11 protein-coding genes are annotated in these 17,326 nt (G+C 39.4%); 6 read left to right on the top strand and 5 right to left on the bottom strand.

Going from position 1 to position 17,326, the window contains the following annotated elements; genetic code table 11:
- Window positions 1–563: 563 nt before the first annotated feature.
- Entirely contained in the window at window positions 564–701 is a 138-nt protein-coding gene (locus tag H6G96_RS26075) for a hypothetical protein (protein ID WP_190914902.1), read from the bottom strand.
- 994 nt (window positions 702–1,695) lie between these two features.
- Here H6G96_RS26075 and H6G96_RS41555 point away from each other — a divergent pair.
- From H6G96_RS41555 to H6G96_RS26055, 4 genes are all read left to right on the top strand, one after another.
- A complete protein-coding gene (locus H6G96_RS41555; protein ID WP_242063395.1) occupies window positions 1,696–2,001 on the top strand; it encodes a hypothetical protein in 306 nt (101 codons plus the stop codon).
- Window positions 2,002–2,090: 89 nt separating this feature from the next.
- On the top strand, window positions 2,091–2,642 hold the full coding sequence (locus H6G96_RS26065) for a GNAT family N-acetyltransferase (protein WP_190914900.1): 552 nt from the start codon (window positions 2,091–2,093) through the stop codon (window positions 2,640–2,642).
- A 21-nt stretch (window positions 2,643–2,663) separates the two neighbouring features.
- On the top strand, window positions 2,664–3,203 hold the full coding sequence (locus H6G96_RS26060) for a hypothetical protein (protein ID WP_069068817.1): 540 nt from the start codon (window positions 2,664–2,666) through the stop codon (window positions 3,201–3,203).
- A 269-nt stretch (window positions 3,204–3,472) separates the two neighbouring features.
- Window positions 3,473–6,430 carry a hypothetical protein gene (locus tag H6G96_RS26055; RefSeq protein ID WP_190914898.1) on the top strand — a complete coding sequence of 986 codons (2,958 nt, stop codon included), beginning with the start codon at window positions 3,473–3,475 and terminating at the stop codon, window positions 6,428–6,430.
- Here the strand turns inward: H6G96_RS26055 and H6G96_RS26050 are convergent.
- The 3 genes from H6G96_RS26050 to H6G96_RS26040 form a co-directional block, all read right to left on the bottom strand.
- The gene (locus H6G96_RS26050) at window positions 6,427–9,270 is read right to left on the bottom strand and encodes a DUF3962 domain-containing protein (protein WP_190914896.1); all 2,844 of its coding nucleotides are present in this window, start codon (window positions 9,268–9,270) and stop codon (window positions 6,427–6,429) included. The genes H6G96_RS26055 and H6G96_RS26050 overlap by 4 nt on opposite strands.
- A 115-nt stretch (window positions 9,271–9,385) precedes the next feature.
- Window positions 9,386–12,934 (bottom strand): hypothetical protein, encoded by a 3,549-nt coding sequence (locus H6G96_RS26045; protein WP_190914894.1) that lies wholly within the window; start codon window positions 12,932–12,934, stop codon window positions 9,386–9,388.
- Window positions 12,927–14,240: a Fis family transcriptional regulator gene (locus tag H6G96_RS26040; protein WP_190914892.1), complete on the bottom strand. Its 1,314-nt coding sequence runs from the start codon at window positions 14,238–14,240 to the stop codon at window positions 12,927–12,929. Before H6G96_RS26040 ends, H6G96_RS26045 begins: the two co-directional genes overlap by 8 nt.
- A 292-nt stretch (window positions 14,241–14,532) precedes the next feature.
- Here H6G96_RS26040 and H6G96_RS26035 point away from each other — a divergent pair, with 292 nt between their 5' ends.
- Window positions 14,533–14,685 (top strand): hypothetical protein, encoded by a 153-nt coding sequence (locus H6G96_RS26035; protein ID WP_190914890.1) that lies wholly within the window; start codon window positions 14,533–14,535, stop codon window positions 14,683–14,685.
- Window positions 14,686–14,716: 31 nt separating this feature from the next.
- Here the strand turns inward: H6G96_RS26035 and H6G96_RS26030 are convergent, their stop codons facing one another.
- Window positions 14,717–15,358 carry a hypothetical protein gene (locus H6G96_RS26030; RefSeq protein WP_190914888.1) on the bottom strand — a complete coding sequence of 214 codons (642 nt, stop codon included), beginning with the start codon at window positions 15,356–15,358 and terminating at the stop codon, window positions 14,717–14,719.
- 346 nt (window positions 15,359–15,704) lie between these two features.
- Between H6G96_RS26030 and H6G96_RS26025 the strand changes: the two genes are divergently transcribed.
- Entirely contained in the window at window positions 15,705–17,324 is a 1,620-nt protein-coding gene (locus H6G96_RS26025; protein ID WP_190914886.1) for an ATP-binding protein, read from the top strand.
- Window positions 17,325–17,326 lie beyond the last annotated feature (2 nt).

The raw sequence follows: 17,326 nt of genomic DNA, 5'->3' as shown, positions 1-17,326 counted from the left end.
TTGTGGTTAGCCAATATCAATATTGATTGATAACAATGCAGAAACGGCCGTTGGGACTTTACCGAATGGCAAGTTAGTTTTTGATGTCTGAAATTACAATGTGTTTTCAACGTGTAAGTACTTACCCAAGTAAGTGATCGGTTCGTCTTCAGGCAAGTCAATTTTCCCGATTTGGGTGGTAAGGCACTTACCCGCTCATAAAGATACGAAAGTACGAGCCAGATCCACGCCACACAACGAGCAATTAAGAACAAGGCTGGTATCTTTTTTTTGTGGTTCCCCCTAAAAATACACCTCTAAAATAAAAAACTAAAAATAGGTGAAAAAAATAAACCAATAATGACTTTATAGTTAATAAGTGATGCATTAGGTCAAAGAGCATACTCATAGCATTTAAATACACAAATATTACAGGTGTAGGTTTGGGTTAAAGAAAAGGGGCAAAGGTGCTTATTTTAAAGAACTTGTACAAAATTCTTCCCTGCTTCTGTTGCTTTCATACCAAATCAAGCTTATCGGAATAGCCCGCTATTTAATCGCTATCACGCCATAAAACTATAGAGTCATTTTAAGTTTATTTTTTGAGAGTGGTTTAATTCCTCTATAAAAAATTCTTCAAAAAACGGACGGGTAAAACTTGCTCCCCAAAAACTCAAACTTTTCTCAGCAGCGATCGCCACCGAAAAGAGCGAGTACGCCATCGCTTAGGCTTAGTATCAGCCATTCCCCAAAGTATAGTGTCAGAAACTCGCTCGGGAAGCCAGATCGCGATTTTACTGGAAAAGCTTGAGTGGATAATGAAGGCCTTTGTTGTAAGTGAAAGGGACATTAATTTTAAAAAACTGGATTTACAGAGCTAGACCATCATTTAAATTGCACAGAGCTAAAAAATCGAGCGTTTGGACACTAATATATTTAAAACTGACACAACTAATTCTTTAATGGACACCAGGGCTTAAAAGCAGGGGCAACTTTTAGAGACGCTATGCGTAGCAAGATCCCCGTAGGGGTACAGACTTACTGTACTGAATGCAATTATTGCTTTCTTACTCAGCAATCTAACTAGGTACTCAGCACTGTTTCGATGAGCAAAAATTAGATAAAGCAATCCTGCAAGTGTTTAAGCCTGAGATAATTTTTGATCGCCAATGGTAGCCGTTGGCAGTAGCATCTCTTTACAAAAGGCATCGCTTGAAGAATGCGCTGAGACATTTGGGGATGATACTATCAAGGTAATTCATCATGATGAATTATACGATTTAATAAGCGTGGAGAGTCCCAGTTTACCTAGATGATACGTGAACATGAGCAATACAGGGCGTAAAAAAAAAATTAGCATCTTTCAACTGTGACCAAAGGAAGTGGGAGCAGTTTATCGCCTGTTGCAACTCGAAAGGCACAACAGCAACAGCCACGCTGCTCGAATTTATCGATCTCTACTTAGGCGATTCCCAAGATAAGGTTGATGCAATAGGTGGTAACGATTTAGACGAACGCCTAGACTCAAAGATTAAGGCAAGTGTAGAGAAGTACTTAGTTAAAAGTAATAAAAATCACAGTAATTCTACTAATAAAACGATAAGAGCTATTTGCGAAAGACTTGATAAGCTTGAGTCAGAGTTTTCAAATGAATCTAATAGCAACCAAACCACAGCAATTGATAATCTCGCCAATTTAGAACAAAAAGTGGAGAGAATGACAGATCGAATGACACAGTTGGCTGAGGCGATCATTAAAATTCAAGACTATCTCAACAACCAACAAAAGCGGGGACAGAAATCGTACTACAATAATTCATCATTCAAAGTGCATACTCCCAGAATGCAACCGTTAACTGAAGAAGCTTTGGGCAAGAGACTTGGTGTAAGTGAGGAAACTGTACGTAAGGAGCGAATTAAACTCCCCCCACCGCTTTTTGTAGCATGGTGTAAGGGCAAAGATAGAGCAGGGCTAGGGTGGGAATTTAACGAAAATACGGGATTTTATCATCCGGTAAGTTAGTAATTTTATTCTTTTCAAGAATTTTGGAATTTACACTGATTCGCCCGCCGAATAGAGTGATTGCAGATAATGACAATTAGGAGCTTTAGGTGCAGCGAAAAATCGAATTAAAAAGGGGTTTTGATAATACAACTGTTGAAGAAGCATATTTGGTTGATTTAGAACAAAGACATGTTGATGATTATGTTAATGAGTGGGTCGAAAAATTAAGGTTATTTAGTCAAGAAGATAAATATTGGGACTGGATATTTAAATTAAGATATATTGGCAATCAACAAAATCTTGAAGGTTACGCAGTTGAGTGCGAAAACAAAACTCAAGGATTGATGATAATAGAAACACAAATGCACGGTTCTCGGTTGAATATTGGTAAGAGGTTAGTTTATATTGATGGCATTGCCACTGCCCCCATTAACCGAATCGAGATTCAACGCCCACCTCAATTCAAAGGTGTTGGTCAAGCACTGTTAAATTTCGCAAGAATTAGAAGTGTTGAGTTAGGGTATGAAGGTAGAGTTGGGTTGCATTCCTTACCAAGGTCTGAAGGATTTTACGAAAAACAAAACATGTTGAACTGCGGTTCGGAAGAAGAATATGAGAATTTAGTTTACTTTGAGTATGGTGTATTGAGACGAAGATAAAGTTCGAGCGGGTAAAAATTTATGAATCATCAACAGCAAAAGGATAATTTTGAGGCAAACGAGTCAATAACAACCCAAGAAGCTATAGATTTACTTTTTGGTGAAGGATGGCTCGAAGAGGCTGTTTGCATCGAAGATGAAGCAAATTGCACTATTGGCGCTGGTTTGGATTGGGGTAATGCATTACCACCTTTAATGCTCAACCTTCCTTTATTTGGCCGCCTATCAACGCTGCGTGTATCTCTCAACCGCGAAGTCAGGCTAATAATTGAAACATGGGATTTAGGTATAGGTACAACTTCTGCAACAGAAACTGCAAGGGCACGCATTAAAGAGCGGTTGCTATCCCCTTCGTCTGAGCTAATACCTCACTTGGAAGCTACTTTGTTGCAAGATGATTTATACAATGAAGAGTTTATATCTAACCGAGAAGCTCTAAAATCCTTACTTGCAGTAGTTCTTACTGATTCTGATAGAGAAGAAATTGCAGAGAAGGCTGCGAATTCAATACGCACACAAGTTATGTCTCAAGTGGATTTTTCCGGAAAACTTTCTGCGTAAATATAATCACAATAATATCGTGTCAAATTAAATAGTGCATTTTTGTTCCAGTGCTACTCCCGGTTGTCAACCAGCTTAGATCAAGGAGTTGACAAATATAAATCCTGATTCTTTCGTTGATTGATAAGTTTTGCTTAAGTCTCTTCTTTAAATGTGGTGCTTGACGGCTATTGATTTATGCTAAACAGCGTTTTATTCAGGGTTATTACGGTTGTTAATGTATAAAAAAGTATGAACTATTAATATATATTATATTTTAGTTCTAACGTATGAACAACCTTGATGTAATACTTAATAAGGCTTTGATGCTTGGTAGTTCGATGGCATTAGATTGCCATAATTCAGATGTCATTGAAAAACAACTAATTATAATTTCTAACACGATTTTAGATTTGCATCATATAAAAGGTGAGTTAGCACCTACACTAAAAAAACTCGATGAAGAAATTGCACGGATTGATGCTATTCGTTTGACAAAAGGTGTTGTAGGTGTTGGTTTAATTTTACTTGGTCAAAATGGTAGTGATGATGATAATATACTCTCACAAATAGCTTCAGAAATTGCTTTAGAAATTGGACATGATTTTTTGGATGAAGCGATTCACGATGAAAACCATCTGCGGGAGGTTCGGAAAAAATTTTGGGATTTGGTGCAGACGATTGATATTTTTATTCAGCAAGGTACATGGCTAAAAGAGATTAGCTCTCAATGTTTTCTGATTTCAGATAGTATTTTCGATACAGAAATTCAAAAACATTCCCAAAATTTACCGTCTTTGGCTGCACAAATATCCAAATTATCATTCAGCATTCGGTTAGATTTTAGCTTTAGCCAACCAGAATTAATGCAAGACAAAGCAGCAACAGCAATGCTTGCATTAGAGCGCTTAATCAAAATAAAAGATAAATTAAACAGTTTGTCATCTTCAATTGATAATACAAAAAATTTTTTGGTTAGCCATCATACTATAAATTCGTTATTTTTAGTATTTGGTGCAGCGATTACACGAATAGTATTTAATAATAAAAACGAAATAATTGTTTATATTGAAAATCAACAGTATAGGCTATTAGATATTATTAAAGAATGTGAAGAGTATGAGCATAAAATTATAAACATAATAGCACCTGCAAAGTTTTTACAAAATTTTATAGATACTTGTCTAAGTGATGCAGGCTTTTTACACATTCTTACGCAAGTACAGTCAAAAATTAGCATTGATCAATTACACGAAAAAGTTTCTGCTGTTTTAATAACAGCAGAAAAGCGATTAAATTTTGATAGTCTCCCTGTAATGCAGCAAAATTTACATCGGATGTCTCAAGTACAAGTACAATTGAGAAACGTATATAGACAACTAGATATAGTTACAAAAAAAATTAACAAGCAAGCGAATAATCCATTAAATATTGATGTTATAAAAGCCTTAATTGGTGTTCTTGGTAAATCCATTACGGCATTAGGTTTGGATGAAAACGGAGTTATTATTTTATATAATAATTATCAATACGAATCTGTAAAATCTATTATTAATAAATGTATTAATTTAAAGCAAATTATTGAAAATCCTATACTACAGTTAGCGTATCTTATTTCATTTGGAAAAGAATGCACTCAACATCCGGGACTGATAACCGCATTAGAAGAAATACATTCAAATAAATCAATAAGCGATATTAAAAATGATGTCAAAACCAAAAGTCGTATAATCAAGAACAGTTTAAGTTTTGGGAATCAAGGTGTCATGTTATGCCAGCTTGAACAAATCAAAACTGTACAGAAAGATTTAATATCAATAAACAAAAACTTCCAGAATATTATTAATACAGTTGAAAAAGGAAAAATTACTTATATTAAATCTACTACACTAGAAAGTTTGTTATTGCTTTTTGGCAGCATTTGTGCAGTAGAGTTTAGCCCAAAAGATGAATTATTTATTGATTTTAATAGTCAAAACGAAAAAGTTTTAGATATTTTAAGTTTTTGTCAAAAGCTACAACCAAAAATTGAAACTTTAATTCAAGAAGGAGAAGGAAAAATAAAAGAAGCACAGGAATGTTTAAAAAATCCACTATTGATGAAACAGTGTCAGCGACAACAACGAAGAAAATCTGTTCAGATTACAACTGCAATTGTTGCAAGTATTTTAATTTTAATTAGTCCTGGAGTTTGGTTTGGTTGGAAGCGTTTTTCTCAAGAGCAAGTACGTTGGAATGCACAAACGTTAATGTCAAGCATAGGTGATGTAACACAAGCAAAAGATATTAATGAAATCAGACTAATGCGTGACAAAATTAAACAGGCAATTGCATCAGTTGAAATAATTCCGAATTCATTTGCATCTGCATATCTTGCAGCACACCAGGATATTAGTAAATTTCGCGTGCAACTCGATCCAGTTGAAAAACGACTGCAAATAGAAGAAGATACAGTAGCTAAGTTTGAATCTACAAAACAGTTAGCAATGGATGCAGCTATTTTGGTGCAAAATCCACCGCACCCAGCAACAGTATGGAATGAAGCAAGTAATAAATGGCAAGAAGCAATTACTATCTTAGAGTCGATTCCCGAAGATTCATTTGTTAGCGTAGATGCAAAAACAAAACTTGAACAATATCGTAATAATTATGCTGTAATTTCAGCGCGTTTGTCATCTGAAATCCAAGCATCTGATTCGATTGAAAATGCCAAAAAATTGAGTTGGGAAGCAGTAAAAATTACACAGAACCCTCCACATTCTAGTACAACTTGGAAACAAGCCAGCAATAAACTTGAACAGGCAATAAAGCTTTTAGGAACAATGCCTAAAAATTCCCCTTTGTATGCACAAGAACAACAGCGGCTTCAAGAATATAAGGCTAACTATACTACAATTAATAAACGGCTAATAATTGAAGATAACGCTGTTTTAAAATTTAAACAAGCGCAAAAATTAGCTAAACAAGTTGAGAAAATTGCTCAAAATACGCCTTACACGTTAGCTGGACTGCAAGATGCACTTGCAAAAATCAAACAAGCAACAAATTTGTTAAGCACTATTCCTTCTGGAACAACAGTTTCAGTACAAGCATCAGAAGTTGTACAAATATATAGTCGTAATTACAACACAATTTACAACCGCTTTCAAGCTATCAACACTTGTAGTTCGCCACAATCAAGTGATTGTTTTGATGCCAATTACAGTTTTTATCTAGAATCTATAGACAGTAGTTTATCATCACTTTAATCAACAGATTCAGAAGAATCTTCCTCCTCGTCCTCCTCTTCTAAGTCAACAGATTCCACTCTATCTTTAGCACTCACAGCATATTGTTTAGCTGAAGTTGCAAACGGAAAAGGTAACGGTAAAGAAACCTCATTAGCAAAATATGGCCATCGATCTCTAAGATTATGAACAAAACAAGCTAACTTATCGTGTTCAAGACCTGGGTGATGAATAACAGCTATTTCTAATGGTTTTGGATTGCCGGCTTGTAAGCTGCCATTATCAAGTCGAGACTGTTTCTGTTGTAATGTATTTGTACCTTGCTCGGTATTTAACAGCTTCCTCATGCTGAGGTAAAGTGCTGTTGCCTCATCATCGCACACATCCTGCCAGCAGAATAAACCATTAGTTCTGCTACCAGGAGAACCCTTAGCAATAGCAACGGGAACTTCACCATTACCTGGAACTCTTAACCGCACAACCGAAAGCCGATTTATTTCCGATTCTGTCATGTGCCGTTTTAGTTGATCGGGTAAATTGTTAGCTGGTAGTTGGGGATTTTGTAACCATGTCAGCATTGTACGAGCATTTATGGCTTCAGCCATAAACAGCACATGGGGAGGTTTTTCCTCTTCAATTGATGTACTTAAACAATCACGCAAGCAATCGGTAACAAATTTATTGAGAAACTTCTGTTCGTTTTGGGTATCACTAGACTGTTGTGCATCGCTAGTATCACCAGTCGTTTCATCAGCATAGCTATTAGGTTCCCATTTTTCACTGAGTAAATATCCCAGCCCTGCTGAATACGATACCCAGCCTTGTGTAGCGAAGAAAGTAGGGGTAGTGACCTGTACCGTTCCCTTGATTGGGTTGACTCGTACCATCAACGCGACAGTAGAAGCTTGATTATTAGCTGTTGTTTTTCGAGTGCGGCGTAAAACATAAAAACAAGTCAGCCACATATTTGGATCTATGCCATCTTTTTCAAAGTCGATGAGAGGAGTAGGTAAAATTCCAAATTGTCGTAATAAGTCTGATACTGCTCTTTGCACTCGATTTTGAGATTTTTTCGGAATGTATTCTTTACCATTTGTTTGAGATGTTTTTAAAGCATGGATGTGCTGATTGACATAACCAGCCTGCATTACCCCAATTCGCACAGCAAGTTTTGGATCTGACTCCGGTGGAAAGAAATATTTCTTTGGTTTAATTTCTACTAAAGCACCACTTAATCCTTTTGGTGAGGGTAAATATGAGGTAATCTGATGAATACGCTTGTCTATCAAATTAGTGCGTTTTTGTTGTCGGTTATTGCCCTCAACTTCAGGATTATCAACATCTAGTCTTGCTGTTATGTCTGAGACATGCTGAGTTACAATCCGTAAACATACATCCTGATTTTGATAAAGAGTTTCTTCTCTTGTTAACCCAGTTAAAGTTTCGTAAGTGATTGTTTCTCCTTGAGGTGAGATTGAAAGTAATTTACAAATTTCTGCAATGAGTGCATCTCGACATTTTTGGGTTTCCCACAAAATTAAGATGGTATTAGGAGAGCTTTCAGGGTGTCGAAATGTAGCTGGGGCAGCAATTTTTGGACGCAACATTGGCGTAGATAAATCATCAGGATTTTTCGGTTCTAGACTACCTTTTTTTTGTGACTTTCCAGGCTCCCAAAAAGGTAAAGATTCACCAGATTTTCTCATCGCTTCACCTATACGGCGAACTGGGAAATTTCCTTGCTCGATCTTATTTTGAATAGCACTATCTAAACTAGCTAAATCTAGCGGACTCACACCAGGAAAACAAGGAAATTCACCAGAATGTCGAGAGTCATAAGCAATAGCAGCTTGTATTCCAGTGGGGGCAGCACCAAAGACAGACCAATTATAAACTGGCTCACTAGCTAAACTATCAGGATCGGGGAGTGGAGAATCATTAATTTTCAGTAATTCACTAATAGCGAATGGCCATCTTGCTTTCCTTCCTTCTTGTGTTGTAATTTGCTTAATAGGCATATTAATCAAGCAAAATGGTTGTTTTTTCCCATCTAACCACCGTCGATCATCACCAATAAAAGCGGTAACACCTCGATAAGGTAGGCGTTCCATAGTTGCGGTGAGCCATCGCCGAATCGAAAGTTGATGATAAATCATTGGCTGGCTGCGCCAAGGAACTGTTTGCAACTTGAAATGAATGACAAATGAGATATTTACTGTGCCAACTTGTTTTTTATTTTTAATTAGTGGAACCTCATAAGGAGGCCATGATATTAGTTCGGCTCCTTGCTTAAGGTTTACTACTTGGTAAAAAGTTAGTTGGTACTGATTATCCGAACCAAAAGTGACCTGTGGATTTTTGAGAAATTCCCCAGCCAGATAATCAGGTATTGCCTGCCAGCGAATGTCTATGCCATACGGGTTATTTGGTGGAAGTTGCAAAGGATAAACTGTTGATTTATCCTTCCATTCCCAAGCATTATTATCCAGTTGGTCGAGAATAGATTCAACTTCATCATCACCTAAACAGTAGCTAAATTCCTCACGCAACCAATCTTTGATCAAGTCAGGCAAGTTAAAAAGTTCAGCGCGTTCTGTCGCTAACATCCAAGGTACACCGGGACGTTGCCAGCCATTACGTACTGTATGAATGATTTTAGGAAAGCTAGCAGCTATAATTGGGTCGAGGGAGTATACGGGGACGGAGGGATAACCTCTACCTAGCAAATTGAAACGTTTTTGCGCTAGAGATTTAGCAACTTGCTGCCATGTAGTAGGGACATGGAGAGAAAAAAGCTCGTATTGTTGATCCTTAATCAGTTCCCAAGCTCCAGGAAGAAGAGTTTGAATTTTAAAGGGCATAATTTAACTCCTTATCTTTGAGTTTATTCTGTGCATTGAAGAAAGCACTATAGAGGGGGTTCGCTATTTTTTTTTGAAAATATTGTTTACCAATAAAATCGATAGCGAAATGATTTTATTGGTCATAGCGTAAATCCTTTGTTTGTTTGAGTGCATTGAAGAAAGCACCATAGAGAGATTTGGCTAATGTTTTTTCCCAAGGTTGTTTGTCTTCTGGCTCAATAGCAAGTTGAAGTTCCTTGATTATGCCTACTAACAGTGAGGTTCGTTCGTTGTCGAGTTCACTGTCAACTGATTGAGGTGCAAACTTTGCATCTAGAAAATGGACAATACAGGGAACTCCTCCACGTACCAAACGCCCGATAATTTGCCAAACACTTACCAATTGAGTCCAGCAGAGTATAGAACGTTCATCACTGGTTAACTGTTTGAAGGACATCGCCCGACAGTTTAAGTCAAGCATTTTCGCCACCGCATACTGGTAGAACTCATTTTCTATATTCGTCAGCGTGAGAGGATCGCCTCGTTTTTCTAGTGCCTCATAAAGCCTAGAATCTTCAGACTTTTCCAGCGCCCAATTATTGAGTTGCTGGACAGTAGTTTGCCAATCATCGGGAACTGGCATTGGTCGGCTCAAGAATACCGCCGCCCCAAATGCTGCTATCCGCTTCTCATTGAGAATGTTGTGTCCTCGCTCTAATGCCATCAAAGGTGCAACGACAATTGGAATAGACATTTGGGCGAGGTCACGAATTTGACCGCGACGAATACCACTCAAGTGAGCCGGAGCATTGTCACGGCGTAGGGTAGCAATGCCGTTAAGATTTTCAACATTACGGTAGAGGGGTTTTAAAATTGACTCCACCAATTCTGCTTCGTCATAGCTGTTGGTGATCAGCAATAAGCGTTGGCGATCGCCCCAACGTTCTGGATCTTGTTTGGCTAAATCACTCAAGGTTGCAAATAATTGATCGAGAAAGCTGTTGGCTTGTCCAGGATTGTGACAGATGGCCTTGACCATTTCGTTAACAGCTATTTTTCTCACATCTGGTGGCAGTCCCGATAGGGCGATGTACTTGCCGACTGCATTAGGTTGGGAACTGAAGAAAAAGTCGCTTTCGCCAATTCCGGCATCACCTGCTGTGTAATTATTGGTAGCTGGTTCTAGCAATATAGTCGGTTTTTTGCGGATGTGATAAGCAGGTGTCCCTGGAGCGTAGCTAGTGCCTGAAATCAAAACTGTATGGGGGCCATCCCAACCATCAACAGCAAAGAGATGGGGAAAATTCAGGAGTAAATAGCGTCCAACCCCAACGTAGCGAAAATATTCCAACTTCCCACCAGATTTGTGACTCCGATCTCGCGTATACCTGAAGCCTAAAATGTTTCCCACAGGTGAAGATGGCACAACTGGCAGATAATCACGGGGTGGGCGGTACACAAGGGCAAGACTCGTGTCATGCAAGTCAAGAACTCCCGCCCGCATGAGTGCATTCAGATTATCAACTAGAAAGCCCAGCTTATCGTTGAGTACCGTTACCAGAATTGCTAAGTGCAAATGGTGCGTAACTTCCTCGAGTTTAGTTTTTTCTGCGAGAGAAATCCCCAACAATTCCAGCCATTTGTGTAACCATTCAGCAACCTCAGTTAATGCCCTAGCATCATTTTCGGCACTCAGTAGAGTAAAGGCAAGGTCTGAAAGTTCTCCTCCTTTGCGACGATTAAGGGGAGCTTGCAAAAATCCCTCCAAAGTTTGCATGATTTTTTTACGGCGCTGGCGTTCCTCTTCGGGGGGTAAACCAGCCTGAATGCGTTTTTGTCGTTCCTTGCTGCGTTCCGCACGTTTCAGCTTGGGAGATGGTTCGTTCTGTTCTGTTTCTGGTGTTTCCAGAATGTCGCGGATTATATGGGCGAAGAGTGAACGACCTGTAAAGGGGTTTTGTCCCACCCATTCCACAAGTTTTGGCTGGTTATGGAGCCGGGGGAGAATTAGGTCTGTTGCAATTTGCGCGTAGTCATTAGCTCTTTTTGCAGTGGCAACGAGTTCAGCCGCCATGCTGCGGCGGTCAGAATTGTAAATAGTGGTAGCAAATTTGAGTCCTAGCTTATTTAATAGGGAGTTTCCAGAAGAATTTACTAAGACTTCATCGGGCGCACAAGCTTCATCAAACTGCACCTGTACCCTGTCGGCTTCATCAACAAAGAGAAAGTCACATTCACGGTAAACGGCTTCAGCAAAGGTCAGTTTTTCTGCAAAAACTTGCGGGGGAACGCGCGTATGAATGAAGCTGGCTGGTGTTAACACCCAAACCAATGCTGTAGCTATGTCTCGTTCTAATTGGTGACGCGGACATTTGTAATACAAGGGGCAAGTATATTTATCTTCACTCTCCCCCTCTTCCAAGTCCTCAAAATCCTCATCATCCTCTGCCTGAGAATTGCCGTTTTTAGTAGTGGGTTGTTTTTGGTAAAGATTGTGACATGGTTCTTCACCGAACTCCCATTTTTCTTCTGATTGCACTAAAGGTAGTAAGGGACAGACAGGACTAAACCAACGCCATGCTGGGTGGATTGCTCCTGTTTCGATTTCTTCACCTTTGGTTGCTAGAATTGGTTCATAAACTTTTTCTAAGTGTTGAAAGCGATCGCTGCTTCCCAACACAGGGGCCGCAAGAATTCCCAATCCATCTCGAAATAGGGAAGCCAGACGCACTGCTGCCACAACATCATTTACCAGCAATGCACAGCGATATCCAAGTTTCGCAAAATGGTAAATCAGAATATCAAGCAGTGTTGATTTACCCACATTCAATAAACCGACAATGTGGACAAGTTGCTCTAGTTTAATTACAGTGTTTGGTAGGGAAGGTTGAAAATCATCTATTGATACGTCATATAACTTTAAGGCAATTCCTGTTAGACGTTGATGATAATTTTCTGGCTCGTACCCAGCTTGGCCCAGTTTTTCATCCATTTCCTGAGCATCTTGTAGCAATTTTTCTAAGGTGACAAGATGAGAGGGATTCACAGCTGTGCGTGTGCCATGAAAAGATATCTGCGGAGAAAGAGCCAGATTAGCGACAGCTTCAGGAATATTGATCGGAACATCAACGGTAGTGTGACCTTTATGGGAAACTTTGGCATACCAATAACCAGAGGTTGCTAGTTTGACTTTTCCTTTTTTGTGCGATGGAGTTTTTGATAGGGTTTGGCGGTACAGTTGTAAGCGTTGGGGGTAAGTGCTACATGGAATCAGTTGAGCAACATCATTTGTATCCGTTAAGCTGAATATCCTGATAATTTCAGGTAATTTAATGTATTCAGCCAGAGTCCGCTCCCACTGTCTTCCTTTACGACGCACAAGATAAAAACGGGCTTTTTTTACGAGCAGCCAGTTTTCTTCACTTTCAAGTGCTTTGACTGGAAAACGATATCCTAAAAGTAACGCTGATACGGAAGTCGCTCTTTCTTCTGGAGCTACCTCCATCAGTAAGGTTAACCCCAATTCCACTTCCGCAATAAGTTGAGCAAGACGTGCTATTTCTAGTTGCTGTATATTATTAGCCTCCGCATCAGGTAAACTTTCTTTCACATAAGCTTTTAAGTCCTGCGATTTGCGAAGGGCTTGACGCAATGGTTTACCCCATTGAGAAATATCACGCATGATTTTTCTTCTCCAGAAGTTTTTTAGCTTGGGAGATAATTTCACTAATCAGCTTCAAGCGCACGCCACCCAATTCTGGTTCGAGTCTTTGGCGTTCCACCTCAATTCGTAAGACATCATTTCGCTCATCTGGGAAGACTATAAAGGTTTCAGTAGTATCAAAGCGATAGTCTACTTCCCGCAAACGCTCTTCATCTAAATACGACCAATCTTTAACGTCAATTGCCCAGCGAACTTTTTTACTAAACTCTACGAGTAAGTCAAATTGATCAATTTCAGGCCAAAGAGTAACGTGTACTCCCAGTTTTGTCAGGGTTTCTGCAAGCTGAATTTCCCAAAGTCCTGGCAGTGTCCCGTACCGATGCACGCCAGGGGTAAGGGCTTTCCAATCTTCTGCCTCATGCTTGGGAATTGACGCTTGGGGTGGGAGGCGGAGTTTCGCACTCAGCTGTTCACAGGTCATGTTTCGGCAGTTATAAGTCCCATCTCGACGGCGACGCATTACATATTTGCAGCGAGGGCAGAAGTGATAAGTGGGGTCACTTGTTAAATCAACCAAATCCACATACATTTGCAGCAAAAAATCACGCAGAGGTCTTAATTGGGATGAAGACAAAAGGCGACGGTATTGAGAGTAGGGGAGGACAGGACACTCAATAATCAGCTTTCGTAAAGCGCGATAAGCTTCTTCTAGTTGGTTTACCCGACAGTATTCCAGGACATCTTGCAGGACTTTCTCTTGCACCTGCATTTCTACATCAGCACCCGTAACTTGCCACTGGAGGGCAAAATCGGAAACTAACCCATCTTCTATAAGAGTGACTTCCGATGATAGGTGTTTAATCTCTGCTGCTGGTTGCCAGTCAAGAACTGGTTTTTTTGCCCAGTTAAAAAATTCTGGCAGGCTTGAAGGGGCTTGTTCGTCTCCAGAAAGCAAAGATGTTAAGTGCATTCTGGACATCCCAACACGAAGAGCTTTTGGAATATGCGCTCTGTTCATAGGTTCTTGTTTTTCCCACTCTACTAAGCCGGTTGCTAAATACCGCAATGTTTCCGTTACGGGTATTTGTAGTCCTGGTTCAATGTCCGGTTCAGGGGTGAGGAAGCGCAGACTACGGGCAGCATTATCTTCCCATTCCACATCGATACCTCGCATCGTCTGCAACCATCGTTGCAGTGTTGCTTTCTGGCGGGGTTGCATTCCCAGTTCAGCACAGAACTCCTCCAGAGTGGGTGCTTGTTTATGAATGCGAAACCATTCCCGTAGCGCTGCCAAAATTTTGTCTCGATGTCTAGTGACTTTCATCGATTAATCTCCTACTCGCGCTTGTTTGACCAATTTTGGCATCCCTTCACTGATAGGTCAAGAAAATTTTGCAATGTTTCCGTAATGTTTCCGATGTTTCCAAAATTATTTAAAAAAAACCTATGATGCCAACAAGTTTAGGCAGGCATTGCAAAGAATTCGGACTCTGACTGTGAAATAGAGATTTTCAGAATATTTATCAGTTAATAGGAAGAATTTAAATGCGTTCTCCCAACGGCAAATGGAAGCCGTGGATACGTCTACAACGTATACAAATGTAAACATTAGGGAGATGGTGAGACAGTTCTGGTCTGCGGCGATTGGCTTTCTTCGCACAGATGGAGGTAAACAAACGCGAAAGGAAAGATTTTTTCGTTGGTTCCTAACCTTCGTTGCGATCAAGAGTAATTCAGATGCGTTTGCTCTGGATGGGATGGGGACTTGACCCCAATATTAGTTAAATTGAAAGAGAGTTCCTAATCAGCTTTCTTCCACTCATCAAATGATTGACAAGCTTTCCCTGTAGGAATTAGTCCATTGGAGGATACACCAAAATTTGTAAGAGTTGCATTTTCTATTTGTGCATTTGCGACAGCATCTCGCAATATATTCTCTTTTTCCTGTTTTGGCACGATTTCTATTTTCGCATCTTTAGGTTGAGGATTACTGCCTTTCTTTAGTGGAAATTCTCTGACAACATATAATTGCTCTTGTTTAGCAGTACCTGATGCAAGACATCCCCTAGATTTGACAAAAAGAGTTGAGTCCGATGAAATATCAGCAAAGAAGCTAGGCTTAGTGATAAACTTTATTTCTCCAGCAGGGCCCCATACATAAATGGGTGTCTGGAAACCTTGAGTAGGAATATCTTTGGTTTCATCACAGCCCAAATTTATTTTTCTATTTAAATCTACGCCAGCATTTCCGCAAACTTTCCAAGTTACTTTGTATAAATCAGGTGTACTCTGGACAAACTGTTTGAACTTTTGCTCTCGCTCTGTTTCTACTGCTTTTTGAGTATAAGCAGCTTTTTGTTCTGGTGATTGGCATGAAGACACTCCTAAACTTAACAGTAATGCAAGTACATAAATCTGGTTTTTGTTAAGATTGAATCTCATAAAAACACACCTAATTTTGCACAGTTATTTGTTACTATTTTAACAGATAAAATAAGGTTAAAAATTAATTTGTTAAATATATCTATTTTATTTATAGATAAATATAGCAAATATTAAACACGAAAAATGTTGAGATTTAAATATTAATATGAATTGCATTTTTCTGATATATAGCGTTGATTTTAAGTAAAATTGCTCACTCAGACAATACGGATAAATTAAGAGAGAATGGCATATTGTAGTCAAAAAGCAAGAGGTAAAAGTACTGTATTTTTCAATACTTTTGTCTGTGGAAACAATTTTTTACAACTTTTATTATCAGGATGACCAACAAATAAAAAAACTGATGAATACTGCGCTGATAGAGCAAGTATTTGACCTGATAAAACTAAACAATCCTTTGATTGCGATAGAATCCCCACTGCAAGAAAGGGCAAGACTACTAAAAAGCATTGCTAGGGAATGTCAACAAAAGCACGTTTTATGCTATCTGTGGACACTATCAGACGATCAATTACATCAGTTAGAGGTTAATGGGCAGGACTTGATTTTACAACAAGTACTAGAGTATCAGCCGATGACCAAAAATAAACGCGAAGATTACTTTGAGATCCTGCGATTTTGGAAAGCTACTGAAAAAGAAGGCATTTTAATATTAGAGGGGATATTTCCTTGGTTGGGAAACTCAACTACTGACCCAGATTTTTTCTTAACCGCCGAATGGATTAAGTCTGCCCTTATAAATCTGAAACTTGACAACCGGAACTCAAATAGAACAGCTATCCTGTTGGGGCCAAACGCCAGTCTTTCATCTGAAATTACCGCATTTGTGCCGACGATTACACAAGAACTGCCAACAGTTGAAGAAATCAGCAATTATCTACAAGGGATATTGCCAAAAAACTATAGTGAAAAGGAAATTCATGAGATCGCCCTTGCTGCTGTGGGGATGTATTTAGCAGATATTGAGTATGGGATTAATTGGGCTACAGCTTCTTGTACCAAAGCCCAAGAACTGACAAAAAAACTTTCTCTTTACAAAACTGACCTGCTCAGGCGAGTTTACAATATTGAGTTTCTCCAGCCGCCAGCAATTGAAGTTGGCGGACTGGACTTGATGCAGGAATCTTTTAAGACATATAAGCGCTTATTAACGCCGTTAGCTAAAGCATATAATCTTCGGCTACCCAAAGGTATTTTATTGATTGGGCCCCCAGGCACAGGTAAATCTCATTCAGCGAAAGCTTGCTCCCAGCGATTGGGGATTCCGATGATCGTTTTAGAGTGGGGCAGTTTTCGTAGTTACGGCAACATGGCGGAGTACAAGCTAAAAAACTTGCTGGCACTAGTAGACAGGATTAACCGTGTAATTCTATACCTAGACGACTTTGACAAGGGATTTACTCTCGATGATGATTTGTCCCGAAGACTAGCAGGGATGTTGTTAACCTGGATGCAGGAAAGAAAGAGTGATGTATTAATTATTGCTTCTGCCAACAACATTGAATGGCTACCACCAGAACTGACTAGAAGCGGGAGATTTGACGACATTTTTAAGGTGGATTTACCCAATAATGGGGAACGACACTCGATTTTTAAAATTCATCTCGCTAGATTTGATTATCGGTTCCGTGATAGAGATGTGTTCAGCGATGAAGAATGGCGTAGACTACTCAAAGCGACCCATCGCTGTGTGGGTGCGGAAATCCAAGCAATTGTGGAAAGGGCGGCTATCTCTACTTTTTGCCTGATGTTCACAGACGATGTTCCACCTATGGGTGAACTGCCGCCGCTAGAAATTAGACTTGAAGCATTATTGTCAGCGAGAAATAATATGAATCCTCTGGCAATCCGGGAAGCTGAACGGATTGAGGCTATGCGAAACAAAGCTGATTTACAAGGTTTACCGTCCAGTCCCCTTGACTCAAGTATATATAGTGCCGGCAATGTCAATATTTTTGGTTAAAT

Origin of the sequence: Nostoc sp. FACHB-892 (assembly GCF_014698795.1) — a bacterium.
GTDB lineage: Bacteria > Cyanobacteriota > Cyanobacteriia > Cyanobacteriales > Nostocaceae > Nostoc.
This window is presented reverse-complemented; position numbering and strand designations above follow the sequence as displayed.

Excerpts from the sequence above, each read along its gene's own strand:
- H6G96_RS26050 (WP_190914896.1), bottom strand. The coding sequence starts at position 9,270 with ATGCCCTTTAAAATTCAAACTCTTCTTCCTGGAGCTTGGGAACTGATT.
- H6G96_RS26040 (WP_190914892.1), bottom strand. The coding sequence starts at position 14,240 with ATGAAAGTCACTAGACATCGAGACAAAATTTTGGCAGCGCTACGGGAA.
- H6G96_RS26025 (WP_190914886.1), top strand. The coding sequence starts at position 15,705 with ATGAATACTGCGCTGATAGAGCAAGTATTTGACCTGATAAAACTAAAC.
- H6G96_RS26045 (WP_190914894.1), bottom strand. The coding sequence starts at position 12,934 with ATGCGTGATATTTCTCAATGGGGTAAACCATTGCGTCAAGCCCTTCGC.
- H6G96_RS41555 (WP_242063395.1), top strand. The coding sequence starts at position 1,696 with ATGACAGATCGAATGACACAGTTGGCTGAGGCGATCATTAAAATTCAA.
- H6G96_RS26060 (WP_069068817.1), top strand. The coding sequence starts at position 2,664 with ATGAATCATCAACAGCAAAAGGATAATTTTGAGGCAAACGAGTCAATA.
- H6G96_RS26030 (WP_190914888.1), bottom strand. The coding sequence starts at position 15,358 with ATGAGATTCAATCTTAACAAAAACCAGATTTATGTACTTGCATTACTG.
- H6G96_RS26055 (WP_190914898.1), top strand. The coding sequence starts at position 3,473 with ATGAACAACCTTGATGTAATACTTAATAAGGCTTTGATGCTTGGTAGT.
- H6G96_RS26075 (WP_190914902.1), bottom strand. The coding sequence starts at position 701 with ATGGCGTACTCGCTCTTTTCGGTGGCGATCGCTGCTGAGAAAAGTTTG.
- H6G96_RS26035 (WP_190914890.1), top strand. The coding sequence starts at position 14,533 with ATGGTGAGACAGTTCTGGTCTGCGGCGATTGGCTTTCTTCGCACAGAT.